Here is a 21,800-nt window from a genome sequence, read left to right as displayed (position 1 = left end):
ACTCGGCAGCGACCGAGTGGCCGGCCGAAGGAGCGAGCATGCCGTCGTACCTCACCCCAGGCGTCTACGTGGAGGAGGTGCAGTCCGGAGCTCGGCCGATCGAGGGGGTGGGCACCGCGGTCGCAGCCTTCGTCGGGTTCGCGGAGTCCGGGCCGTTCCACCAGCCCACGCTGGTCACCAACTGGGACCAGTACGTGCAGACGTTCGGCGCCTTCGCGGAAGGCACCTACCTCGCGCACGCCGTGTACGGATACTTCGCCAACGGCGGCGGTACCGCGTACGTGGTCCGGATCGGCGGACCGGCCGAGAACGCCCCGGGCGGCAGCGAGAGCGGCAGGACGGCACCCGCCGTCACCGGCGCCCCGGCACCGACGGCGATCGGCGGCTTCCTGGTCTCGGCCAGGCCCGGCGCAGAGGGGGACATCTCGGTCGAGGTGACCGACCCGGAGGGAGAGAACCCTCCGGAGGACCGTTTCCGCCTGGTGGTGCGCCAGAACAACAAGGTAGCCGAGACCTACGACGCCTCCACCCGCAAGAACGTCAAGAGCTACCTGGTGACCCAGGCGCGCGAGTCCAAGCTGATCGAGGTCGCCGAGCAGCCGGGCGCCCCGCAGTCCCGCCCCGAGAAACAGAACTTCACCCTCGTCGCCGCACCGGCCCCCGTGCCCCCGCCCGGCAAGGCAGGCAGCGGGGCGGTCCGGCTGGATCCGCACGAGTACGTCGGTGATGCGGCGGCGCGCACCGGCTTCGCGGGCCTGGAGGCCGTCGACGAGATCACCATGGTGGCGGTGCCGGACCTGATGAGCGCGCACCAGCGCGGTGACATCGACGCCGAGGGCGTCAAGACGGTGCAGCTCGCGGTCGTCTCGCACTGCGAACAGATGGGCGACCGGGTCGCCGTCCTCGACACCCCTCCGCAGCTGAGCGCCCAGCGGGTTCGCGCCTGGCGCAACGACGACGCGGGGTACGACTCGCGCTACGCCGCCCTGTACTACCCCTGGATCAAGGTGTTCGACCCGGCGACAGGGCGCAACACGCTGGTGCCGCCCAGCGGCCACATCGCCGGCGTCTGGGCGCGCAGCGACGGTGAACGCGGCGTCCACAAGGCCCCGGCCAACGAGGTCGTCCGGGGAGCCGTGGACCTGGAGCTGCGCCTGAGCAAGGGCGAGCAGGACCTGCTCAACCCCATCGGCGTGAACTGCGTGCGGGCCTTCCCCGGCCGCGGCATCCGCGTCTGGGGCGCCCGGACGCTCTCCTCGGACCCGGCCTGGCGCTACCTCAACGTCCGCCGCCTCTTCAACTACCTGGAGGAGTCCATCCTGCTGGGCACCCAGTGGGTGGTCTTCGAACCGAACGACGACCGCCTCTGGTCGAGCATCCGGCGCAACATCACCGCTTTTCTCACCGAGGAGTGGCGCCGCGGCGCCCTGTTCGGACGCACGGCGGAGGAAGCCTTCTACGTGCGGTGCGACCGCGAGAACAACCCGCCGGAGTCCATCGACCTGGGCCAGGTGGTGTGCGAGATCGGAGTGGCCCCCGTGAAGCCGGCAGAGTTCGTGGTCTTCCGGCTGTCCCAGTTCTCCGACAGCACCAGTCTCGTCAACGAATGACCCCACAGGACCGCGAACCGGAAGGTGACCAGCAGACATGGCTGAGGGCGACGCTCTTTCCACCCACGTGTTCGGCGTGCAGTTGGGCGGGTATCTCGTCGAATCCATCCAGGAGGTCAGCGGCCTGACCGTGGAGGAGGAGGTCGTCGAGGTCCGCCAGGTGTCCTCGGACGGCAAACAGATCATCCGTAAGCAGCCCGGTGCCCGGCAGTCCGGAGAGGTCACCATCACCCGGGGCCTCGACCAGAGCAGCGAGTTCACCAGTTGGATCAAGGAGACGCTCAACAACGGCGCGGTGGACACCGCCCGGCAGAACCTGACCATCGAGATCAAGGACTCCACGGGGGAGACGGTGCGGCGTATCCAGCTGATGCAGGGCTGGGCCAGCAAGTGGGAGGGTCCCTCGCTCAAGGCGGGCGAGTCCACCGCCGCCACCGAGACGGTGACGATCACCTTCGAGGAAATCGTGGTCGAATGAAGCGACGGAAGGTCTCCACCGCCAACCTTGAGGAGTTCCTCGAGGCGACGGCACCCGCCCCTCGCACGCCGGAGGATTCCGGGCCCCCGCCCTCGTCATCACTTCCGGCCTCCTCGGCGCCGGTGTCCGAACAAGCCGCCTCCCTGCAGACCGAGTTCGCATTCGAACTGCCACGGGGTTACGTCGAGGACGACGGCACGGTGCACCGCACCGGCACGATGCGACTGGCGACCGCACGGGACGAGCTGCGCCCGCAGATCGACCTGCGGGTGAAGGAGAACCCGGCGTACCTCGGCGTGGTGCTGCTCAGCCAGGTCATCACCCGGCTGGGCACTCTCACCGACGTGCACGCCGGGGTGGTCGAGCGGATGTACGCCACGGATGTCGCGTTCCTCCAGGACTTCTACCGCCGGATCAACAGCGAGGGACACACCCACGCCGCGGTGACCTGTCCGCTGTGCCACGGCTCGTTCGAGGTCGACCTCTCCGGAGGGCGCCTGGGGGAATCGTGACGTACGCCCTCCCCCGTCTGCGGGAGGAGATCGCGTACGTCGCCTACCACTTCCATTGGCAGCGAGAGGACATTCTCGATCTCAGTCACGCGGAACGTCAGCAGTGGGTGAGGGAGATCGCACGCATCAACACCCGCGTGAACGAAGGCGGTTGATCAGGTGGCACTCTGGAACAGGAAGCGACGGCAGCGGGCCGGCCCGGCCGCCCCGACCGGCGTCGCGTCGGCCGACGACGCCCGGGAGCACGGCATCGCGCCCGCCACGACTCCGTCCGGAACGGCTCTTCGCGGGGACTGGGACGGTGGATGGCGCCGCGTCGCCCCGCCGGTCACGACGATCTCCCGGGACGCCCTCGGGCTCAGCGACGGCCTCCGTTTCCGGTCCGGCCTGGCGGCATGGCAGAACCCGGCCTTCGGCACGGGACTCGGCCACGCCCTGTTGCCCTCCGCCCCGCCGGGCCTGATCCACGGCGTGGCCCGCCCCCCGGCCCCGCGTACAGCTTCTCCCGCAACCCCGCTGCTGCTTCGTGCGGCCCCCCGTACTCCGGACCCGCAGACGGAACCGGGCCAGGAGCCGGAGTCCGGGAACGCCAGGCCGCGCGCTGCGCACCCGCCGGGCCCTGCCGCGCCGGGGAAGCCGGGAACGCCGTCCGGCACGTCCGTGGCCCGTCCGGCCGCCGTGCGACCTGTCGCGCCGCGCCCCTCACTGATCGTGGCCCGGCGTCCGGCAGCTCCCGTGCGGAGACTTGCCGTCGTTCCGCCTACGGAGCCGCCGCCACAGACAGGCCGCCCGTCGCACCCCGCACCGGCGGTGGGTGGTCCATCCCGTTCGGCACCGACCCCCACTGCGGGCGACCCCACCGGCACGAAGGCATCCGCGGTCGGCGCCACCGCCCCGCACGGCGGTTCCCCCCTCCTCCCGGCCCAGGAGCAGCCGACGCCGCCTGTCCAGCGCCGGGCGCGGAGCGGCGCCGATCACCCTGGACCGCAGCGGCCCGGGCCGCCCGACGTGGAGAGCGCCGGCGAACGGCACCCCGTACGGCCGGGCCTCGGCGCGCCGCTGGGCGCCCTCCCGGCCGACGCCCTCCCGTCGCCACCCTCCGCGGTCGGTCCGGACATCCAGCGCGCTCCCTCCGCGCCGATGCCCGTGGTGCGGCCCCCGGTGGAGCGGTCCGAGCCGATGACGTCGGAGGCGCCGTCGGCCGGTTCGACGCCACCGGCGCGGCCGGCCGACGGCGCACCGCCCCCAAGTGCACCGCCCGGCGACGAACCCTCCGGCCCGCGCAGGCCCACGAGGGTGCAGCGCGCGGGCGCGGACGCGCCGCGTGCCACCGGGCCGACCGGCCCACGGCGCAGCACGGGCCTCGGCGCGCCCCTTCCCGCGCTGCCGCCCACCGCCACCACGGGGGACACGGCAGCGCTCCGCGGCGACCCCACCCGCAACAGCGGCACCGGCCCCTCCCGGACACACGTGCCGGACCGGCGGGACCACAGCGCACCAGCGGACGCCGAGCGACGCGCTGTACCCAGTGCAGACCCCGCCGCCTCAGCGGTCCGGGCCGCAAGCCGGTCCGGCCTCCATGGGGGACCGGCCGGACCGAGGGAGGCCGCAGCATCGGGTACCGAGCCGGTGGTGCGGCTGTCGGCGGCGGCCCCGACCGCGGCCCCTCCCGTCCAGCGGGCGGCGGCGCTGCTCGGCGAGCGGCCCTTGGGCATCACCACTCCCCAGCCGGACGCCCTGCCGGCCTCTCTCCCCGCCTCTGCGCACGCTCCGCTGCCCGTGGTGCCCGTCACCTGGCGGCGCCAGCACGCGGCGGTGGGGACCGAGGCCCCGGTGGACACGGCGACGGCACCGACCGGAACGGCTGCGCCGCAAGTACAGCGGCGGATCGGGCGCAGCGCCCCGGCGCCCGGCACCCCGGTGTCCGGCACCCCGGCACCTGATGCCCCTCCGCGGGGCGCCTCGACGCGCGGTGCTCCGTCGCCCGGTGCCTCGGCATCCGGCCCGTCGGGGCCCGCCGCCCACCGGGCCGTTCCCATGCCGCGCGGGCAGGGGAACCGCCCGCCGGACACGCCGGTCGGCGAGCTCCGTACCGTCTCCCTCCCGGCCCCGTCATCCGGCGGCTTTCCGTCCCCGCACGGCTCCGACGTCAACGGTGGGCACGGGCCGCCCGTCGTCGGACGGAGCACTTCGGCGACCCCGCTCGGCCCGGGGCCCGGTGACAAGCCCGCCCCGGCGCCGGACACGCCGGTGCTGCCGCACGTGCCCACGGATCTGTCGACGGCGGTACCCCGTCCTCCATGTCCTCCATTGCACACTCCGCCGCGCCCCTCCGGCGCGCCCCCCGCCTCCGGCGTCTCCCGTACGGAGCCGGACGCGCCCGCGGCCCTTGCACTCCAGCGGGCACCGCACGCCGGCGGATCTTCCCCTCCGACGGGCCGCCCCGCTCCCTCGTCCCGGGCGATCCCGGTCGTACGCCCCGCACCGCCGAAGGCGGCCGGATCCGCCCTCGGGGCCGCGCTCCCGTCTGCCGCGGGCCCGGTTCCGAGGGAGGGGAGCGGCCCCGACCCCGTTCCCGGCGTGGCGGCTGCGGCCGGGCAAGTCCCTCCGGCCGCAACGGAGCCGGCACGTGCGCACAGCGCTCGTTCCGCCCGCGCCGTCCAGCGCGCGCCCGCAAGCGGTGGCGACACAGCCCTTCCGGTTGTCCATCGGCCCGGCCGTGCCGCGGAGCGCGGGGTCCCTCCGGAACACCTACGCCGCCCGGGGCCCGGCGGCCGTCCGCAGGCCGGCGTCCGTCCCGCCTCGGGCGGTGCCGCCCGAGCCGTGGCCCTGCAACGGATGGAAGAAGCCGGCCTGACGGGGGTTCCCGTGACCCCGGTGGTCCGGTCCGCGGCGTCGGCGGACGCGTCCGACGCAGAGCCGAGCAATACGGAGCGGAAGAACACGCGGGGAGCCCAGGGACAGGAGGGCATCGCGGGCATCGACGTCGAGGAGCTCGCCCGACGGCTGCTCGACCCGGTCAGCCGGCTGCTCCGCGCCGACCTGCGCCGCGACCGGGAGCGCGCCGGGCGGCTGTACGACAGACGGCGCTGACCCGCGGCGGCGGGCACAGCGAGGGGAGACGGACCGGCGATGGAGAGAACGAGATGACGGACAGCATCTTTGCGACGAGCGTGTTCTTCAGGCTCGCCATCGGCGGTGACGACCTCGGGGCCTTCCACACCTGCTCGGGGCTCGGCGCCGAGGTGGAGGTGGAAAGCTACGCGGAGGGCGGCAACAACGGCTTCGCCTGGCAGCTTCCCGGACGTATCACCTGGACCAACATCACGCTGACCCGGCCCGTCACCGAGGACACCATGAAGATCGCGCGATGGCTCGACGAGATCCTCACCGGTGCGGAACCGAAAGACGGGGAGATCGTCGCCCTCAAGCCCGATCTGTCTCCCATCGTGAGCTGGCAGGTGCTCGGCATCGTCCCGGTGCGCTGGCAGGGCCCCTCGTTCGACCCGGCCAGCTCGCAGGCGGCGGTCGAGACGCTGGAGATCGCGCACGGCGGACTGAGGCCCGCCTGACCGGCACCAGCAGCACCGCGCACGCCGGCACCGGACTTCAGGAAGGAGGATCGCCGTGTCACTCGCGTTCCGTACGAGCCGTACCCGCGCGCATCTGCTTCTCATGGAACCGCCCGCGAAGGTCGGCGCCCGGCCCGGCGGTACGCTCGCCCGGGTCTCGCTCCAGTTCAACCCGGCGGCGCTGTCCTTGAGCAAGCGCACCGAGTGGCGGCGCACCCCGTCCCGGATGGCGGGTCAGTCCGCACTGCCCGAATTCGTCGGAAGCGGGCCGCGGTCTCTGTCCATGGAGGTCTTTCTCGACGCGACGGCCGACCACGACGACTCCGTCGAGAAGACGGTGCAGACGCTGATGAAGGCGTGCGTGCCCACGCCCGGCAGCCTGGCGCGCAAGAAGCCGGCCAGCCCCTGGGTCCGGTTCGAATGGGGCACGTCGCAGACGACGTCGTTCGACGGTGTGCTGTGCGACCTCTCCGTCTCCTACACGTTGTTCGACGTCGACGGGACCCCGCTGCGCGCCACCTGTTCGCTGTCCATCGAGGAGGCGAGCGTCGATCCCCCGGGCCAGAACCCGACCTCGGGTGCGCGCGAGGCACGCAGCACCCACCGGGTGGTGGCTGGTGACAGTCTGCCGTTGCTGGCCTGGCGGGAGTACGGCGACCCGACGGCGTGGCGCACGATCGCGGAGGCGAACGACATCGACGACCCGATGGTGCTCGCGCCCGGCAGGGAACTGATCATCCCCGGTACGACGGATCCGGTGCGGGAGGACGACGCGTGACCACTCCAGCAGCCCGCGGGGGCAGGGCGTTCGCTGCCGACCCGATCGTGGAGGCGCCCGGCGAGCTCCCACCGCACTGGGTGACCCAGTTGGTGAGCTGCGAGGTCGACCAGAACGTCGGTCTGCCCGACGCCGCCGTCCTGACGTACCGCGACCCGGACCACGAACTGCTCACCACGACGCACATCACCATCGGAACCGTGCTGCGGATCCTCGTGGTGACCGTGCAGGGCAACGCCCGGGAGCTGCTGTTCGCCGGCGAGGTGACGGCCGTCGAGCTGGACAGCGACACCACCGGCTCCTTCACCGTCGTCAGGGCGCTGTCCAAGGCGCACCGGTTGCAGCGCGGCCGGAAGGTGGTGGCCTACCGCAACATGACGACCGCTGCCATCGTCCGCAAGGTCGCCGCGGGGGCGGGACTGCCCTGCGGCCGGATCCAGGCCCCGCGGATCACGCACAAGCAGATGTCCCAGGCGAACGTCTCGGACTGGGACTTCCTCCAGTACCTGGCGGGGGAGAGCGGCGCACAGGTACGCGTGACCGACAAGGGGGTGCTGGAGTTCGTCCGCCCCAAGCCCGCCGCCTCCGCACCCGCACCCTCCACCTCGGCAACCAGCAACCCGTTCGTGCTGCAGTACGGCCGCAATCTGCTGGCTCTGCGCGCGGTGCTGACCGGTGCCGAAGGCGCCGGCAGCGTCGAGGTGCGCGGGTGGAACGTGGACACCAAGCAGCCGCTGGTGGCCCGGCAGCCGTCCGTGCTGAGCGGGACGGTGACCCCCGGGATGCCCCCGTCGAAGGCCGAGCAGGCGTTCGGTGCGTCCGCCCGGATGGCCGTGGTCGACACTCCGTACCGCACCCAGGCCGCTACCAGGGCCGTGGCCTCCGCCCTTGCCCAGGAGGTGAGTTCCGCTTTCGGCGAGGTCGAGGCCGTCGCGGAGGGCGACCCGCGGCTGCGGGCCGGACGGCCCGTGGCCCTGGGAACCGTGGGCGAGGACTTCTCGGGGCGCTACACGGCCACCGCCGCGCGGCACGTCCTCGAACCGCACGGCGGTTACCGCACCACCGTCCTGGTCAGTGCCTCCCCGGACCGGTCGCTGGCGGCTCTGGCCTCCGCCCGCGGCACCCCCGCGGGCGGGCCACGGATGCCGGGCCTCGCCGTCGCCGTGGTCACCGACATCCGGGAGACCGGCGGCGCCCAACGAGGCTGGGTCCGGCTGAAGTTCCCCTGGCTCGACGAGACGTACGTGTCCGACTGGGTGCGTACCGTCCAGTGGGGCGGTCAAGGCGGTGGCGGTGTCTTCAGTCCCGAGGTCAACGACGAGGTGCTCGTCGGCTTCGAGCAGGGCCAGCTCGACAGCCCGTACGTGCTCGGCGGCCTCTACAACGGGGTGGACAAGCCGTCCCCGCACGACGTGCCGCTCGTCGACCGGACGAGCGGAAAGATCAACAGGCGTTCGTTGGTGTCACGTTCGGGCCACCGGCTGGAGCTGCTCGACACCGCCCGCGGGATCTTCGGTGTCCGGCTGTCCAGCGGCAACAAGAGACTGCGGGTCACCCTCGACGAGCGGCGCAACGAGATCGGCCTGCGGGTGTCGGGCCCGGGCGGCAGGCGCACTCTCAGCTCCGTGACGCTCTCCCCCTCGGGCATCACCCTCGACGCCGGTACCGGCGAGGTCAACGTGAAGGGGAGCGCGGTCAACATCAAGGGCACCTCGCGGGTCTCGGTCAACGGCGGACTGCTGGCGGTGCTGAAGGCCAAGCTGATCCGCATCAACTGAAAGCAGCCTCCCGGCATGCGACCAAGCATCCCCTCCACGCGGCAAGGAGTCCTCACCATGCCCCCCGCAGCCCGTACCGGCGATCCCACGGCACACGGCGGAGTCGTCGGACCGCCGCCACCGGCCGCCGCGCCCCGCGTGGCCACCGTCCTGATCGGCGGCAGGCCCGCGGCTGTCGTCGGCAGCGAGCACGCCTGTGTGATCCCGCCGCACGCGGCACTGTCCGCGGGCAACTTCATCCTGCCGAACCCGGCCACCGCGCTGAGCGGACAGGTGCTGATCGGCGGACTGCCCGCCGCCCGGATGCGGGACTCCACCACCTGCGGAGCGACCATCGTGGCGGGCGACCCCACCGTGCTGATCGGAGGGGTGGTGTGAGCGAGCGGTTCATCGGCCGGGGCTGGGGCTTCCCCCTCCGGGTGGGTCCCACCGGGGGCATCGGCATGGTCGAGCGTGACCGGGAGATCGAGGAGGCGATCCGGCTGGTCCTCGGCACCGCTCCGGGAGAACGCCCGATGCGCCCGGAGTTCGGCTGCGGCATACACGACTACGTCTTCGCCCCCACGGACGGCGCCACCGCGGGCCGTATCGCCCACGAGGTCCGCGTCGCGCTGGAGCGCTGGGAGCCGCGTATCGAGGTCGACGACGTGGCGATCGCCTTCGACGCGGTCGAGGAGGGCACCCTCTACATCGACGTGCGGTACACCGTGCGCTCCACCAACGACCGGCGCAACCTGGTCTTCCCCTTCTACGCCATCCCTTCCGCCGAGGGTGCGCAGGACGGGGGCGGGCGCTGATGGCCCTGCCCTCACCCGACCTGGACGACCGGCGGTTCCAGCAGTTGGTCGACGAGGCCAAACGCTATGTCCAGCAGCGCGCTCCGGAGTGGACGGACCACAACGTCTCCGACCCGGGCATCACCCTCATCGAGACGTTCGCCTACATGGTCGACCAGCTGCTCTACCGGCTGAACCGGGTGCCGGAGAAGAACTACGCGGCGTTCCTCGACCTGCTGGGTCTGCGGCTCTTCCCGCCCACCGCGGCCCGCGCGGAGGTCGACTTCTGGCTGTCGGCGCCACAGCCCGATCCGGTGCTGCTGCCCGCGGGGACGGAGGTCGCCACCGTGGGCGGCGAGTCGGAGGACGTGGTCGTCTTCTCCACCGACGACGAGCTGCCGATCCTGCCGAGTGAACTGGTCCGGCTGGTGACCGCTCCGGTCTCGGGAGAGCAGAACGACCGGACCGCGGTGCTCGCCGAGGGTGCGGACATCCCGTGCTTCCAGGCGCAGCCGGCGGCAGGTGACGCCATGCTGCTGGGGCTCCCGACCGCCGTCCCCCGGTGCATCGTCGCCGTGCGGCTCGACAGCCGGGTGGAGGGCGTCGGCGTCGACCCCCGCAACCCGCCGCTGGCGTGGGAGGCGTGGGACGGTGGCCGCTGGGTCGTCTGCGAGACCCGGTCCGACACGACCGGCGGCCTCAACCGGCCCGGCGAGGTGCTCGTGTTCGTCCCCGCGGGGCACGCCGCCTCGGTCGTCTCGGGCACCCGCGCCGGCTGGTTGCGCTGCCGGGTCACCGCCCCGGAGCGCGGGCAGGCGTTCTACTCCGAGTCCCCGACGGTCCGGGAGGCGGAGGTCTTCACCGTCGGGGGCACCGCAACCGTCCAGCACGCGGAGGCCGTGCACGAGGTCCCCCTGGGGGTGTCCGAGGGAGTGGCCGGACAGCGGTTCACCCTCAGCAGACCTCCCGTACTGCTCGACGGCGACCCTCCGGTGGTCGAGGTGTCGACGGCCGAGGGCTGGCAGACCTGGACCGTGGTCGAACACTTCGGCGCCTCCGCGCCCGGCGACCGGCATGTGGTGCTCGACGCGACGAGCGGCGAGTTCGCCTTTCCGCCCGCGGTGCGGGAAGCGGACGGAACGCTACGTACCTATGGGGCGGTGCCCGCCAAGGGGGCGCAGTTGCGGGTGCCCCGTTACCGGACGGGGGGCGGGGCTGCCGGAAACGTCGCCCGCGGTGCGATCTCGGTGCTGCGCAGTTCGGTGCCGTACGTCGCCCAGGTGGACAACCGTGAGGCGGCCGGCGGCGGCGTCGACGGGGAGACCGTGTCCAACGCCGAGCTGCGAGCGCCCCACATGCTGCGGATGCAGGAGAGGGCGGTCACGGCCGAGGACTACGAGCGCGTCGCTCGGGAGGCCGCTCCCTCGGTGCGCCGGGTCCGCTGCCTCCCGGCCGTCGAGGGGGAAGCCGGGGCCGTGCGTGTCCTGGTGGTGCCGGACGCGGTCGCCGACGAGGGGGACCGGCTGCGGTTCGAGCAGATGATCCCCTCCGAGCAGGTACTCGCCGCCATCACCGCCCGGCTCGACGAACGGCGTCTGGTCGGAACCCGCCTCGTCGTCGAACCGCCCGCCTACCAGGGCGTCACGGTCGTCGCCCGGCTGCTTGCCGCACCCCCCGACGTGGACCGGGTGCGGGAAGAGGCGACCGCTGCCCTCTTCCGCCACCTCCATCCGCTGCACGGGGGCTCCGAGGGGACGGGTTGGGCGTTCGGCCGTCCGGTGCAGTACGGGGACGTCTTCGCCGTCCTCCAGTCGGTCACAGGTACCGCCCTGGTGGAAGAGGTGCTGCTGTTCCCCGCGGACCCGATCACCGGCCGCCGCGGCTCGCCGGCGGAGCGGATCGACGTGGCCCCCAACGCCCTGGTGTTCTCCTACCAGCACCAGGTCGTCGTCGGCGCGGCCCCCGCACCCGGGCTCCCCCGATGACGCGGGCGGCGATACCCGGCCTGCCCAGCCGGCACCCCCTCGCCAGTCTGCTGCCCGCTCTGTACGCGGACGACGACCTGGCCCAGCGGTTCACCGCCGGGCTCGACACGGTCCTCGCCCCCGTCCTGTCCACGCTGGACAACCTGCCCGCCTACCTCGATCCCCGTCTGACACCCGGCGACTTCCTTTTCTGGCTGGCCTCGTGGATCGGCGCCGAAATCGACCCGGACAGCCCCGAGGAGCTGCGGCGGGCGATCGTCGTGCGGGCGATGGAACTGCACCGGTGGCGCGGCACCGCGCGCGGTCTTCGCGAGCGGCTCCGGCTGTGCCTCGGCGTGCACGCCGAGGTGGTCGACGGGGGCGGAGCGGCCTGGTCCACCACCCCCGGTGCGGAGCTGCCACCGGCCCCGTCGGGGGAACTGCTGGTCCGGGTACGGTCCGTGGACGGCCGGGAGGTGACCGAGACCCAGGTTCTGGAACTCGTCGCCGCCTCCTGCCCCGTCCACCTCAGATGCCGCGTCGAGATCCTGACGGGCCCGCCCGCTCACGGAGGGAACTGAGCTCATGCGCTCTTGTCCGGCATGCGGAGCGGCCAACGGGGAGACCGACGACTTCTGCGGCAACTGCGGCGCGTACCTCGGCTGGTCGCGCCAGGAGGCGCCGCCGGCCCAGGGCGCGGCGCGGGCCGGTTCGGGTTCCGCCGCGTCCACGACCGGCGGGGAAGGCGCTGCGCCGACTGCCTCAGCCCGGGAGAACCCCCAGGAGGAACCGCCACCCCTCTCGGCGCCGACCGCTCCCGCCGCCACGACGTCCCGCACGCCACCGCAGGACCAGGTGCCGGATGAGGCGGCCCCTGTGACGGCGGTCCAGCCGGCCAAGCCGGCCACCCGCCGCCCGGCCACGCGCACCCCGGTGGTGAGGCAGCAGCAGGAAGGCCCGCCCTGCCCGAAGTGCGGTGTCCCCAACCAGCCGGGGCGGCGGTTCTGCCGCCGGTGCGCGGAGCCACTCGTCCCCACCCCGCAGGCGCCCGTACTGCCCTGGTGGCGCAAGGTGTGGCCGCTCCGGCGCCGCGTCCGGGGCGGTTCGGGCCGGCTGCTGCGCGGCCTCGTCGTCCTCGCGGTGGTGCTCGCCCTGGCGGTCGGCGGTCTCCTGCTCCTGCCCGCGGGCCGCGGCGCGGTGGAGGACATCCGCGACAAGCTCGGAAAGGCCACCGAGGTCGGTCCGGCCCAGGTGTCCGCCGACGCGCAGGTGCCCCGGCACCCCGCCTCCGCGGCCACGGACGGACTCACCAACACCTACTGGGGAGCTCCTGCGGTGGGCGCTTCGGTCTCGTGCCGATTCACCACGCCCTTCCGGCTGGTGGGCGTCGTGGTGCACAGCGGAGCCTCGAAGAGCCCGGAGGAGTTCCGGGGGCAGGCCCGTCCGGTCCGGGTGGATCTCGTGGTCACCAGCAAGGACGGCACCAGCCGCACCGAGAAGTTCACCCTCAACGACAAGCCCGGCCCGCAGACGGCCCGCATGGGCATCTCGGACGTCGTCGAGGTCCGACTCGTGGTGCGTGCCGCAGCCGGGGCGGTGGAGGGGCGCGCCATCGCCCTGGGCGAAGTGGAGTTCTTCAAGCGGAGCTGACGCCCGGCCGCCGCTCGTGCTCCGGTGCAGCGTGTGCGGCGCCCCGGTCCACGGGTGCGCCGCAGCGCGGGATGGCCGGAAGTCACGGGCGCCGGAGCGTCGATGTCTGCGCTATGTCCCGTTGTCGGCGTCGTTGCCGCCCACGTTGGTGAGGTCCACGGTCCAGGTGCGGTCACCGGCCGCGTGGTGGACCACCGGGGTGGCGGTTCCGGGATCCTCGGGATCGAACTCGGAGGTGAACGTGTGCGTGACGACGGGGCTGGTCCAGGCCGGGTCGTTGGTGTTCCAGGTCCCGTTCGCGCGCGCCACCTTCCAGCGGAAGCTGACGCTGTAGGACTTCACGAAGTACCCGGCCGCCAGGCGTTGGTCCGTGCTGAAGCCCGGATTGTCGTTGAAGGTGATGAAGGTCGGCTCGTCGTTGATGACCTCGCTGGTGTACGGCGGCCGATACCTGCTGTCCTGCCCCCAGGGCCGCTGCACCTGCTGGTCGTGCAGACCGTCCGCGGCGACGATCTGCACGCTGCGGTCGGTGACCTGCTGCCAGAAGTGGTAGTTCGTGGAGACGCGCTGTGGTGCGTTCGCCGGATTGTGCAAAGTGGCGGCCTGCCCGAATCCGATGCTCTGGTCGGCGTCGAGCCGCTGGGTGCCGGGGCCCTCGTACCACGATCTGAACTCCAGCCTCGGGTGGTCGAGGTCGACGGGGCCGCGTGCACTGGACCGCGTGGCCCGGCGCGGGGGCGGGCTGTTCCCCTTGATGCCTGCCTCGTCCTTCTTGCGTTTGGAGGACGCGGTCTGCCGCGACGACGAAGGAGCCCGCTGCACGGCACCGCCGGGAGCCGCCTGTCCCTGCCGATGCTGAGGGGCCCGCTCCCCGAGGGGTGCGGACAGCGCGCGGGTGGCATTGGCCTCGGCCTCGCGCTCGAACCGGTCCGCGGGGTCGGAGATCCTGAGCCCGTCGCCGTTGTCACTGCCCGCGACCCTGCCCTGGCGCTGCTGGATGACGTGGGTGAGTTCATGGGCGAGCGTGTGCCGGTCGCCACCGCCCGCACCGATCACGACGTGGCTGCCCGACGTGTAGGCACGCGCTCCGATCTCCGCTGCCGACGCACGGGCCGAACCTCCGGTGTGCACCCGCACGTCGGAGAAGTCCGCCCCCAGCCGCGCCTCCATCTCGGCACGGACTGCGCCCTTCAGCGGCTGCCCCGCGGCACGCAGGACCTGGTGCACCGGCGAAGGCTGTGCCGGGGAACGCTGCACCGAAGGAGCCGCACTTCCCTGACGTTCCTGCTCCTGCTCCACCATGCGTGTCACTGCGGCGTTGCCCACAGCGCGCTGCAAGGCGGTCAACGCGGAGACGGGCCGGGCGCTGGAGGGTGCACAGGGCGCGTGCCCCGGCCCCCGCATGTCCGGTTGTCCGGCACGGGGGGTGGTGCGCCGGCGTTCGCTGTCGGGGACACCCTCGTGAGCGTGCACAGGTGGCTTCCCTCCCGCTGTTCCGTCGTCGAGGTGAGGCTATCCGGGGCGCCGTGTGCCGTCAGCAGGCTGCGAGGGCAGCTTCGATGTCCAGGAGGGCCGACTGCCCTGCCCTCGCGCCCCTGCTGTGCGAACAGGCAGAGGCGGTGCCCCTGGTGCTGTCCTCCTCGCCCTTCCGTCTCGTCCCCGTGGAACAGAGCCTGGGCGCGCGGCAGGCGACGACGCGCGAAGCAGCGAAGGGCGGCGGATGGATGCGGGCGTACCGGCACGACAGCGAGAGGGGCGAGGCCCCCGCGTCCGCACGGCGCCTGCCCGCCGCCTCGGACACGACCTCGTCGCAGCAGTTGCGTGAGCTGGCCGGTCACGACGTGGACGCTCCGCCGCTGTTGACACGGCCCGCCGTCACCCGGATCCAGAGCACCGCAGGAAACCGCGCCGCCCTGACGGCTGTGCGAAGAGCCGCGGAGAACCGGGCGACGCCGGTCGCGGTGCAACGTACGCGCGGACCGGACACGGCAACGCCCCGGACGGCCCCCGAAACCGACGAGTCCGGCCAGCAAGAGCCGGGCGCGGCGGTCATCGCGCGACTGAGCCGCTCCATCGAGGGGCACGTCGTGCTGGAGAAGATGAAGAAGAACGTCTGGCGGCCCGGTTCGTGGTGGCCGGAGGACTGGATGCCGCAGGGGCCGATGCGTCTGCGCCGCACTCTGGAACGGCGGGTCGTCCGCGGCGAGCTGCTCCGCGACGCGGACCTGGCGGACATCAGGACGCTCGCGACGGTGAACCCCCAGTGGCTGAAGGAGGTGGGCCTGGGAACCGTCGAGGAAGCCGAGGCCTACGCCGCGAAGGGCGACTACAAGCAGTGGCTGCAACTCGCGCCGGGCAGGCGTCTTCTGTCCGCGACGCTCGCCTACCGTCAGAGCGCGCCGGGCGCACGTACGCAGGGTGAGGACGCCCCCATCAGCCCGGACTACACGCTCGGCCGCTTCATGTTCACCCAGGCCGCCTCGGAGCCGGACGACGGGGAGAGTCCGAAGGCGCCGCTCTACACGGAGCGCGACGAGCAGATACGCCACACTGCCGTGGACACGCTCCACCCGGCAGGGCTGTCCCCGGACCGCGTGCACAGTGGCGAGCAGCAGCAGAAGCAGGTCGCCGAGCATGCGCGCAGGGACGAGAAGGCCCGCGAAGTGCTCACGGCAATCCTGCTCGTCCTGCAGCACGGACTCAAGACGTACGTGCCGCAGCAAAAGGCCCACCTCGACTACACCGAAGGCGACGTGATCCGGGCCCTCGCCCACGGTGGCCGCGTCAACATCCGCGTCCCGGCGCTGCGCGACGGCGAATCGGCGTGGTCGGCCACCGAGTTCCTGGGTGCCACGGATGCGAACGGGCAGCGCGCGGAGTTCGTCGACGAGCGGGAGTTCGCCACGCACCGCACGTCGATCGGACGCAACACGCCGAAGGGGCGCGGCACGTTCGAGGAGAAGGGCGGGATCGGCGCTTCCCTCACGAACATGCTGTCACCGAGCTCCCCGGACGTCGGGCCGGCCCGCCCGCAGATGATGGGCGTGAACATCTCCGGCGGGGGGATCGGTTCGCGGGACTGGAACGGCGACGTGGTCCTGCCGAACGGCTCGTACGGTCACATGCTGCTGGTCTTCACCCCTCCCACCACGAAGTCCGACGGTTCGCTGCTCGTCGGCATCGAGACCATCGCACCGCACGCCTACAGCCCTGTCGGCTACGAGCACAACTTCCGCTCCACAGAGGCCACAGCCAACCCCGAGTCAGTCCTGCACGGGCACAAGAGGGACAAGATCGGCTCAGGTGGCCTCAAGCACAACGAACGCCTCGTCGACCTTCAGGAGCTGGGCCGGGCCGAGGGCAGCGGAGACTGGCGGGCTTTCCTGGAGCGCGTCAAACGCGACTGGTACGCGGAACTGCGGGAGACCGAGGACGGTTCCGCACAGCGGCGGGCGCTCTACGAGCAGCTGGCAGGACGGCGCCAGCACCTGTACGGCAACGCCTGACAGGGTGCGCCGGGGACCGACAGGACGTGCAGGGGAGGGGGAGCCGACCGCTGTCTCGTCGGTGGCAGCGGCGAAGGCGCCTGCCGGCGTGCAGCGCCGGGTCAGAGTCCGATCCGTGCTGCGAGGCTGCGGGGAGCTTGCAGCCTGTAGGCCTCGGAGACCAGTTCGCCGACTTCTTCCCAGTCCACGGCCCGCAGGTCCAGACGCAGGCCGATCCAGCCCTTGGCTCCGAGGTAGGCGGGTATGTAGTAGCGCTCCGGGTCGGCCTGTTCCAGGGCCTCCTGCTCGCCCGGTGCGGCCTTCAGCGCGACGCCGACGATTCCGTCTCCGTGGTGGTCGTTCATGTAGTACCCGAACGTCTTGCCCCGCACGGCCAGCTTCAGATGCTGCTCACCCTGACAGGTCGCTTCGGGCAACCGGGCAACGACGGCTCGGAGGCGTTCTTCCCGCTCCCGCCGGATCCGCTCACTCATCGTGTCCTCACGTCCCGCTGCTCGGACTGACCGGTGGTCGAGCCTACAAGGTGCCGCCCGCGCCCGCAGGCTGTCACAGGCCCTGCCCGCTGTCGGTCTGGCGCAGGCTCTCGGTGTGGTGGGTGAGGGCGTCCACACGGGCGGCCAGGTCACCATGAGCGGCCGCGAGGTGGGCGCGTGTGCCGGTCGGTGGGCGGCTGAGCGCGGCGACATCCGCGCCACCCAGCGCCCGGACCAGGGGGCGGCGCGCTTCGTCGGGTACTGCGCAGGGCGATGATCGCCCCGGCGAGCTGACGCAGATCGGCTGCATTGCCGCGCGCCCAGGCGGTGACGTTGCGGTCTGCGGCACGGCGCTCCCGGGCGGCCTGCACCCGCTGCTCACCGGTGGTGCCGGGAACCCCCGGGCGCAGCCGCAGGTAGCGGCGTTCGGCAGCCTGTCTGCTGGCGACGCCGAGGGGACGGGCGAGCTGGGACCAGCTCGCGCCCGCCGCACGTGCTGTCTCGGCCAGGCCCGTCTCCCAGTCGGCGAGCTGGTCACGCACCTGGCGCAGCAGCAGCAGTGTGGCCAGCGCCTGTTCCGAGGTCGACGGTGGCCCCGGCCGGTGGCCGGGCTGTGGTCTCCGAGCGGTGCGGACCGCGTCCTCGATCGTCTCCAGCGCTTCCTTGGCGGCGAGGAAGGACGCGGGTGTGCCGGTCGGTCTCCGGGTACGTGCGGTCTTGAGTCACCTCCGCTCAACGGTGTCGCCCCATGGACGACAGCCCTACTTGTCATCGAATCGATGACGTGCTACAAAAGAAGCACGAAACGGCGCATGGGCATGCAGAGCCCGAACCGGAACCATGGAGGTGTTTCCACGATGCTGATGCGCACCGACCCCTTCCGTGAGCTGGACCGGATCACCCAGCAGTTCTTCGCCACCAACACGGGGACCGGCACCTGGTCGCGGCCCTCGGCGATGCCGATGGACGCCTACCGCGAAGGCGACGAGTACGTGCTCGCTCTCGACCTTCCCGGTGTCGACCCCGAGGCGATCGACATCGACGTCGAGCGGAACATGCTGACCGTCAAGGCGGAACGCCGTCCGCTGGCCAAGAGCGACGAGGCACAGGTGGAGCTGTCCGAGCGTCCTCTCGGCGTCTTCTCACGGCAGGTGATGCTGGCCGACACCCTGGACACCGAGCACATCAACGCCGACTACGACGCCGGCGTGCTCACCGTCCGCATCCCGATCGCCGAACGCGCCAAGCCGCGCAAGATCTCCATCGCCGCCGGCTCGGGCCGCAAGGAGATCCGCAGCTGAGAAGGGCGCGCGGCTGAAACGCGGAACCCACGCCCCCTCGGCAGCAGCAGCGGAGGACGAGGGCCTTGCTCTTCCCCTCCCTCGTCCTCCGCTTACGCGTGATCGACGGACCGACGAGTGGAAGGGAGAGCGCAGTGGTCATGCAGCGGGAAGCCTTCCTCGACCACGTGCAGGACCGCGGCGAGTACCCGACCCGCACAGAAGCCGACCGGGCAGCGCGCACCGTGCTGGCCCTGCTGGGCGCCCACCTGGTCGGCGACGTACGCGCGGAACTGGCCGCCCGGCTCCCCGAGGCCTTCGCCCTGATCCTGCTCAACCCGCTGCAGGCCGCCGAACCGCTGTCACCTCAGCGGTTCGTCCGCGCCGCCGCGGCGTGGATCGAGGGAGCCACCGACGCCACTGCCGCCTGGGACGTCGGCGCCGTCCTCAGCGTCGCCGCCGACGCGGCAGGCGAAGAGCTGACCCGACGGGTCCTGCTCCAGCTCCCACCCGGCTACGACATGCTCTTCGGCCGTCCCCAGGACACCAACCTCGGTCACGTTCCGCAGCAGCAGTGAGTCCCGTGTCGACCACTGCCGGACAGGGACCGGACAACCCCATAGCGAGAAAGGCACCCACCGACCGATGCAGTCCACGCGACAAGCGGTGACACTCACCACCCCTCCGGCGATGACCTACCCCCAGATGCTGGAGCGTGTCCGCTACGACGGCGCCTACCCCACCCGCGAGCGGGCCGAAGCCGTCACCTCGGCCGTGCTGGCCGCCCTCGGGCGACGCCTTACCGGGGAGGAACGTGTCGAGCTCGCTGCCCGTCTTCCCCGTGAGGCCGCGCGGATCCTCACCGCCCAGGTGCCGGAGACCGATGCGTTGACCGGTTGGTCCTTCGTCAAGGACCTCGCCACCCGCACCGGTGGCACACTGGCCACCACACGCTGGGACGTCGGCTCCGTCCTCGGCGCGGTCGCCCAGCTTGCCGGCCCGGACCTGACCGACCGCATTCTCGCCCAGCTCCCTGCCGGCTACGCGATCCTCTTCGGCCGCGCCGAACTCATCCAGGCAGCCTGACGCACGCCCCGGCCTGTTCAGGAGCCGATCGGTGTCGTCGCTGCGGCGGCTGCTGACACCGTCCCGCTCAGCCTCCCCCTCGACCGGCTCGCCGGGACGTGTGACCACCGCGGACCCGGTGTCTTGCACCGGCAGCGCTCGCTGCGCTGCCGGTCACGGCTGCCGGGTGAGAGGAGGACCGTTTCACGAGTACTTGGCCTTGAGGCGGCGTTCCAGGTCCTCCAGGGACTCGCGGCGGGTTTCCGGCAGTACCCACCGTGTGAAGGCGAAGCCGAGGAGGCTGAGGACCACGAAGCACCCGAAAGCCGCCTGCGGGCCGTACCGGTCGATGACGTTGGGGAAGGCCAGCGACACGATGAGGTTCGCCGTCCACTGGAAGAACACGGACAGGCCCATCGCGAAGCCACGCACGCGCATCGGGAACAGCTCCGACAACGTCAGCCACGTCACTGTCGAGATGAAGCACTGCTGGAAGAAGATGAAGACCACCATCGCTCCCAGCACAGACACGCTCATCACCGTGCCACCCAGCACGGTGAGGAGGACGACGATCAGCAGATGGGCGGCGGCGGCCCCGATCTGCCCGGTCATCAGCATCGGTCTGCGGTCGACACGGCTGACCAGATACATGCCGACCAGGGTCGCGACGACGCCCATTCCGCCGACAGCGATCTCGCTGGTGACCGAGGCGTTGGCGCTCAGCCCTGTGCTGGAGAGCAGGGTCGGGGCGTAGTAGACGACCGCGTTGACACCCGCCAGCTGCTGGCACAGGCTCACACCGATCCCGACGACCACCAGGTACCTGACCCAGCGGATGGTCAGATACTGGCGGGGCTTCAGCTTGGCATCGTGCCGATGGGAGCGGGAGACGTCCAGGATGTGGCCGTACTCCTCCTCCGCGGCCTGCGGATCGCGCAGTTGGTGCAGAACCCGGTCCGCCTCGTCGCCCCGCTGGTGGCTGATCAACCAGCGGGGCGACTCCGGGAGGAAGCGGCTGCCGACGAACAGTCCGACGGCCGGGACGAGCGCCACACCCAGCATCCAGCGCCAGACCTGATCACCTTCGCTCACTCCGGCGATGACAGCGTTGACCACGCTGGCTGCGAGCTGTCCGGTGACAAGCATGATCTCGTTCTGGTTCACCAGCCGGCCCCGTCGGGACAGCGGGGCGATCTCGCCGATGTACAGCGGCACCACGGCCGACACCGCGCCGACGCCGAGGCCGAGCACCACTCGCGCGGCGACCATGGTCTCCATGTCGGGCGCCAGCGCGCTGCCCGTCGTGCCGATGATGAACAGCACCGCAGCCCAGTTGATCACCCTGCGCCGGCCGACCGTGTCGGAGATGCGCCCGGCGAAGGTGCCACCGAACGCGGCCCCCAGCAGCAAGCAGCTGACCACCACCGATTGTTCGGTCGCGGAGAGGTGCAGATCCGAGGAGATGTAGATGAGTGCCCCGGAGATCACACCGGTGTCGTAGCCGAACAGGAACCCGCCGATGGTGGCGATCGCCGCCACCCGGTTCTGTCGGCGTACGGTTCCGGGATCACCGTGCGACGGGGCGCGGCCAGTGGGCTCCCTCACGCACTCCTCCCACTTCGTCGGCCCGGCGTCAGTGCCTACGGCGCAGGAGGACTGCTCCGCGGCCGTGCAAAAACTCCTTCCGCCCCATCGTGTCGGCCGGCCGCCGGTCCGGCATCATCTGGTCGGGCATCCGGGTGTCCGCCGCAACGAGAGCGCCTCGGTCAGCACCATGAGAGGTACGCCCACGGCGGCACCTCCTGCTGCCGCTGGGCGAGCTGCATGCACGACCGGCGGCACCGCCTACCGGGGAGTACCGCGTCGCCATGGCGAGCGGGTCATCCGCACCTCCAGGACGTCCGGCGTCCACCGCGCTCGCGGTTCCCCTTCATCGCGAGGGTGAGACGTCCGGAAGCCCACCACGACAGCACGTATGCGGCGGGGAGGTGCAGGCTCAGCATGGCGAAGGTCAGGCGGACGAAGCCCCAGTCGACCGCGGAGGAGTCCCCGTCCGCGGCAGCGGTCGCGACGGCGACGACGAGCATGACCACGGTGTAGAGAGGCGCATCGAAGGTGGTCACCTTCCATCGCGGCATGCTGGGAAGCACTTTCCGTGCCGTCGTCAGGTCGGTCACCTCGGCGACGAGGAGTACGGCGTCGTCCCAGGTGACCGGTGGCATCGTCGACGAGCCGTCACCGGAAGCGCTCACCAGGCAGCAGGCGGCGGTGACCGTCAGCCCGACGAGCCAGGCGCCGAGGGCGACCGTTGCGGCGTAGGCGGCGACACTGCGGAGGGGAGTGAACATGAACCCGTCT

At 71.9% G+C, this 21,800-nt stretch carries 21 protein-coding genes and 1 pseudogene; 17 read left to right on the top strand and 5 right to left on the bottom strand.

All coding sequences use genetic code 11. The features are described from left to right. Positions 1-38 precede the first annotated feature (38 nt). The 13 genes from H297_RS0105070 (at position 39) to H297_RS0105005 (ending at position 13,118) form a co-directional block, all read left to right on the top strand. Positions 39-1,610 (top strand): phage tail sheath subtilisin-like domain-containing protein, encoded by a 1,572-nt coding sequence (locus H297_RS0105070; protein WP_027736161.1) that lies wholly within the window; start codon positions 39-41, stop codon positions 1,608-1,610. 37 nt (positions 1,611-1,647) lie between these two features. After that, on the top strand, positions 1,648-2,088 hold the full coding sequence (locus tag H297_RS0105065) for a phage tail protein (RefSeq protein ID WP_027736160.1): 441 nt from the start codon (positions 1,648-1,650) through the stop codon (positions 2,086-2,088). Beyond that, a complete protein-coding gene (locus tag H297_RS0105060) occupies positions 2,085-2,600 on the top strand; it encodes a hypothetical protein (protein ID WP_027736159.1) in 516 nt (171 codons plus the stop codon). The genes H297_RS0105065 and H297_RS0105060 overlap by 4 nt, the downstream gene beginning before the upstream one ends. Beyond that, entirely contained in the window at positions 2,597-2,755 is a 159-nt protein-coding gene (locus tag H297_RS43625) for a DUF6760 family protein (RefSeq protein ID WP_199787147.1), read from the top strand. Before H297_RS0105060 ends, H297_RS43625 begins: the two co-directional genes overlap by 4 nt. A gap of 2,713 nt (positions 2,756-5,468) precedes the next feature. Further along, positions 5,469-5,693, top strand: coding sequence for a hypothetical protein (locus H297_RS34575; protein WP_158693642.1), 225 nt, complete (start codon positions 5,469-5,471; stop codon positions 5,691-5,693). Positions 5,694-5,746: 53 nt separating this feature from the next. Next, positions 5,747-6,172 (top strand): phage tail protein, encoded by a 426-nt coding sequence (locus tag H297_RS0105040; protein ID WP_027736158.1) that lies wholly within the window; start codon positions 5,747-5,749, stop codon positions 6,170-6,172. Positions 6,173-6,227: 55 nt separating this feature from the next. Beyond that, the gene (locus tag H297_RS0105035) at positions 6,228-6,950 is read left to right on the top strand and encodes a CIS tube protein (protein WP_027736157.1); all 723 of its coding nucleotides are present in this window, start codon (positions 6,228-6,230) and stop codon (positions 6,948-6,950) included. Continuing rightward, positions 6,947-8,728, top strand: coding sequence for a VgrG-related protein (locus H297_RS0105030; protein WP_027736156.1), 1,782 nt, complete (start codon positions 6,947-6,949; stop codon positions 8,726-8,728). The genes H297_RS0105035 and H297_RS0105030 overlap by 4 nt, the downstream gene beginning before the upstream one ends. Before the next feature lie 57 nt (positions 8,729-8,785). Continuing rightward, on the top strand, positions 8,786-9,106 hold the full coding sequence (locus H297_RS0105025; RefSeq protein WP_027736155.1) for a PAAR domain-containing protein: 321 nt from the start codon (positions 8,786-8,788) through the stop codon (positions 9,104-9,106). Continuing rightward, positions 9,103-9,525, top strand: coding sequence for a GPW/gp25 family protein (locus H297_RS0105020; RefSeq protein ID WP_027736154.1), 423 nt, complete (start codon positions 9,103-9,105; stop codon positions 9,523-9,525). The genes H297_RS0105025 and H297_RS0105020 overlap by 4 nt, the downstream gene beginning before the upstream one ends. Then, positions 9,525-11,489, top strand: coding sequence for a putative baseplate assembly protein (locus H297_RS0105015; RefSeq protein ID WP_027736153.1), 1,965 nt, complete (start codon positions 9,525-9,527; stop codon positions 11,487-11,489). The genes H297_RS0105020 and H297_RS0105015 overlap by 1 nt, the downstream gene beginning before the upstream one ends. After that, positions 11,486-12,049 (top strand): phage tail protein, encoded by a 564-nt coding sequence (locus tag H297_RS0105010; RefSeq protein ID WP_027736152.1) that lies wholly within the window; start codon positions 11,486-11,488, stop codon positions 12,047-12,049. The genes H297_RS0105015 and H297_RS0105010 overlap by 4 nt, the downstream gene beginning before the upstream one ends. Positions 12,050-12,053: 4 nt before the next feature. Then, a complete protein-coding gene (locus H297_RS0105005; RefSeq protein WP_027736151.1) occupies positions 12,054-13,118 on the top strand; it encodes an NADase-type glycan-binding domain-containing protein in 1,065 nt (354 codons plus the stop codon). A gap of 111 nt (positions 13,119-13,229) precedes the next feature. On the opposite strand, the gene H297_RS0105000 is transcribed toward H297_RS0105005, so the two are convergent. After that, positions 13,230-14,345 (bottom strand): eCIS core domain-containing protein, encoded by a 1,116-nt coding sequence (locus H297_RS0105000; protein WP_486589409.1) that lies wholly within the window; start codon positions 14,343-14,345, stop codon positions 13,230-13,232. 332 nt (positions 14,346-14,677) lie between these two features. Here H297_RS0105000 and H297_RS41190 point away from each other — a divergent pair, with 332 nt between their 5' ends. After that, a complete protein-coding gene (locus tag H297_RS41190; RefSeq protein ID WP_486589408.1) occupies positions 14,678-16,624 on the top strand; it encodes a PE-PGRS family protein in 1,947 nt (648 codons plus the stop codon). Between the two features lie 101 nt (positions 16,625-16,725). Here H297_RS41190 and H297_RS0104990 read toward each other — a convergent pair whose 3' ends face one another. Together H297_RS0104990 and H297_RS41185 are read right to left on the bottom strand one after the other, a co-directional pair. Next, a complete protein-coding gene (locus H297_RS0104990) occupies positions 16,726-17,097 on the bottom strand; it encodes an MmcQ/YjbR family DNA-binding protein (protein WP_027736149.1) in 372 nt (123 codons plus the stop codon). Positions 17,098-17,170: 73 nt separating this feature from the next. Next, positions 17,171-17,753, bottom strand: a pseudogene (locus H297_RS41185) (type III effector protein). Positions 17,754-17,954: 201 nt separating this feature from the next. Here H297_RS41185 and H297_RS0104985 point away from each other — a divergent pair. The 3 genes from H297_RS0104985 to H297_RS0104975 all read left to right on the top strand — a co-directional run bounded on the left by H297_RS0104985 (position 17,955) and on the right by H297_RS0104975 (position 19,463). Further along, positions 17,955-18,398, top strand: a complete 444-nt coding sequence (locus H297_RS0104985) for an Hsp20/alpha crystallin family protein (protein WP_027736148.1) — start codon at positions 17,955-17,957, stop codon at positions 18,396-18,398. Positions 18,399-18,538: 140 nt separating this feature from the next. After that, positions 18,539-18,955, top strand: coding sequence for a DUF2267 domain-containing protein (locus H297_RS0104980; RefSeq protein ID WP_199787146.1), 417 nt, complete (start codon positions 18,539-18,541; stop codon positions 18,953-18,955). A 67-nt stretch (positions 18,956-19,022) separates the two neighbouring features. Then, positions 19,023-19,463: a DUF2267 domain-containing protein gene (locus H297_RS0104975; RefSeq protein WP_027736146.1), complete on the top strand. Its 441-nt coding sequence runs from the start codon at positions 19,023-19,025 to the stop codon at positions 19,461-19,463. A gap of 183 nt (positions 19,464-19,646) precedes the next feature. On the opposite strand, the gene H297_RS34565 is transcribed toward H297_RS0104975, so the two are convergent. Together H297_RS34565 and H297_RS0104960 are read right to left on the bottom strand one after the other, a co-directional pair. Continuing rightward, entirely contained in the window at positions 19,647-21,047 is a 1,401-nt protein-coding gene (locus H297_RS34565; protein WP_064744779.1) for a sugar porter family MFS transporter, read from the bottom strand. Between the two features lie 275 nt (positions 21,048-21,322). Continuing rightward, positions 21,323-21,790 (bottom strand): hypothetical protein, encoded by a 468-nt coding sequence (locus H297_RS0104960; RefSeq protein ID WP_027736145.1) that lies wholly within the window; start codon positions 21,788-21,790, stop codon positions 21,323-21,325. Between the last annotated feature and the right edge of the window lie 10 nt (positions 21,791-21,800).

It is taken from the genome of Streptomyces sp. CNT360, assembly GCF_000424785.1.
Note: the sequence above shows the minus strand (reverse complement) of the source record. Positions and strands in the feature narration are given on the sequence as shown.

What these genes read in the sequence shown, in the direction of transcription:
- H297_RS0105070 (WP_027736161.1), top strand. Translation starts at nt 39, where the DNA reads ATGCCGTCGTACCTCACCCCAGGCGTCTACGTGGAGGAGGTGCAGTCC.
- H297_RS0105065 (WP_027736160.1), top strand. Translation starts at nt 1,648, where the DNA reads ATGGCTGAGGGCGACGCTCTTTCCACCCACGTGTTCGGCGTGCAGTTG.
- H297_RS0105060 (WP_027736159.1), top strand. Translation starts at nt 2,085, where the DNA reads ATGAAGCGACGGAAGGTCTCCACCGCCAACCTTGAGGAGTTCCTCGAG.
- H297_RS0105040 (WP_027736158.1), top strand. Translation starts at nt 5,747, where the DNA reads ATGACGGACAGCATCTTTGCGACGAGCGTGTTCTTCAGGCTCGCCATC.
- H297_RS0105025 (WP_027736155.1), top strand. Translation starts at nt 8,786, where the DNA reads ATGCCCCCCGCAGCCCGTACCGGCGATCCCACGGCACACGGCGGAGTC.
- H297_RS0105015 (WP_027736153.1), top strand. Translation starts at nt 9,525, where the DNA reads ATGGCCCTGCCCTCACCCGACCTGGACGACCGGCGGTTCCAGCAGTTG.
- H297_RS0105010 (WP_027736152.1), top strand. Translation starts at nt 11,486, where the DNA reads ATGACGCGGGCGGCGATACCCGGCCTGCCCAGCCGGCACCCCCTCGCC.
- H297_RS0105005 (WP_027736151.1), top strand. Translation starts at nt 12,054, where the DNA reads ATGCGCTCTTGTCCGGCATGCGGAGCGGCCAACGGGGAGACCGACGAC.
- H297_RS41190 (WP_486589408.1), top strand. Translation starts at nt 14,678, where the DNA reads ATGTCCAGGAGGGCCGACTGCCCTGCCCTCGCGCCCCTGCTGTGCGAA.
- H297_RS0104990 (WP_027736149.1), bottom strand. Translation starts at nt 17,097, where the DNA reads ATGAGTGAGCGGATCCGGCGGGAGCGGGAAGAACGCCTCCGAGCCGTC.
- H297_RS0104985 (WP_027736148.1), top strand. Translation starts at nt 17,955, where the DNA reads ATGCTGATGCGCACCGACCCCTTCCGTGAGCTGGACCGGATCACCCAG.
- H297_RS0104980 (WP_199787146.1), top strand. Translation starts at nt 18,539, where the DNA reads ATGCAGCGGGAAGCCTTCCTCGACCACGTGCAGGACCGCGGCGAGTAC.
- H297_RS0104975 (WP_027736146.1), top strand. Translation starts at nt 19,023, where the DNA reads ATGCAGTCCACGCGACAAGCGGTGACACTCACCACCCCTCCGGCGATG.
- H297_RS0104960 (WP_027736145.1), bottom strand. Translation starts at nt 21,790, where the DNA reads ATGTTCACTCCCCTCCGCAGTGTCGCCGCCTACGCCGCAACGGTCGCC.